Annotated in this window: 2 protein-coding genes; both read right to left on the reverse strand. The window is 52.5% G+C overall.

What is annotated here, in order from left to right:
- A partial coding sequence (locus tag ORL93_RS30745; protein WP_265960341.1) for an ABC transporter permease occupies positions 1 to 509 on the reverse strand: 509 nt, incomplete at its 3' end.
- The gene (locus tag ORL93_RS30750; RefSeq protein ID WP_098136252.1) at positions 510 to 1271 is read right to left on the reverse strand and encodes an ABC transporter ATP-binding protein; all 762 of its coding nucleotides are present in this window, start codon (positions 1269 to 1271) and stop codon (positions 510 to 512) included.
- Positions 1272 to 1324: the final 53 nt, after the last annotated feature.

Consider the following 1324-nt stretch of genomic DNA (forward strand, 5'->3'; position numbering starts at 1 on the left):
GAGTAGGCTGTCGCCCCTTCCATAGACTTCGCTGTCAATCCGGGAATGACAGCCAGCCATGTCAGCGCCAGCGTAAACAGCCCGAGTATCCCAGCTACCGCGAGCCAATCCAGGATATCAGCGCTGGAACGGAAGCCCATCAAGAGGGCGACGAGGATAACCACCACAATAGTAAGCGCATTGGAAACAAGTGAGGTCAACACGTGAGCCCACAATACCGACGAGCGCTTGATGGGCATGGTAATGAAACGCGCCATCAGCCCACTCTTTACATCCGTAAACAGCCGCAGTGAAGTGTAAGCGACACCGGATGCGATAGCCATCAGCAAGATTCCCGGCAATAAATAATTGACGTAGTTGTCCGTTCCTGTCTCTATGGCGCCGCCAAATACGTAGACAAACAGCAGCATCATCATAATCGGCGTAATCGCCACCGTGATAATCGTATCCGGGCTGCGCATGATGTTCCGCATTAAACGCCCTAGTAATACCCCTGTTTTGCTTTTCATTTACATCTCCTCCTTTTTGCCGATGATCGCGAGGAAAATTTCCTCCAATGTCGGCTGCTTCTCGATATACTCCACTTTCGCTGGCGGGAACATCTCTTTGAGTTCAGTAAGGGTACCAGTCGTGATAATTTTTCCGCCATGCAGGATAGCGATACGGTCCGCCAGTTGTTCGGCTTCCTCCAGGTACTGGGTTGTCAGCAAGATGGTTGTGCCACCGCCGGCAAGCTCCTTGACGGTATCCCAAACTTCAATCCGCGCTTCGGGATCAAGCCCTGTCGTCGGTTCGTCGAGAAAAATGACTGCTGGCGTCCCGATCAGGCTCATGGCGATGTCAAGCCGGCGCTTCATCCCGCCGGAATATTTGTCCGCCCGGCGGTTGGCCGCATCGGTCAGGCTAAATCTTGCAAGCAGATTGTCAGCGACTTGAGCAGGATTGGAAACTCCCCGCAACTTGGCGATCATCATCAGGTTTTCCCGCCCGGTGAGCATGCCGTCTAAAGCTGCGAACTGCCCTGTCAGGCTGATGTTCTGGCGAACATGATCCGGTTGACGCTGGACGTCAAAGCCACAAATACCTACTTCGCCGCCATCGGGCCTCATCAGCGTCGAGAGGATGTTGACCGTCGTCGTCTTGCCCGCTCCATTTGAGCCCAGCAGTGCGAAAATTTCGCCACGCCGCACCTCAAAATCCACCCCCTTTAAGACTTCCTTGTCTTTAAAGGATTTTTTTAACTCTTTTACAGAAATCGCTGCATTGCTCATACTTTTTTCCTCCTTATAAAAAGCACCTTGCGGAGCTAGATTGCCTATACTCT

This window comes from Bacillus sp. DHT2, assembly GCF_026241455.1.
GTDB lineage: Bacteria > Bacillota > Bacilli > Bacillales > Bacillaceae_G > Bacillus_A > Bacillus_A pseudomycoides.

Bases quoted from the DNA above. Each gene is read 5' to 3' on its own strand.
- ORL93_RS30750 (WP_098136252.1), bottom strand. From the start codon at position 1,271: ATGAGCAATGCAGCGATTTCTGTAAAAGAGTTAAAAAAATCCTTTAAA.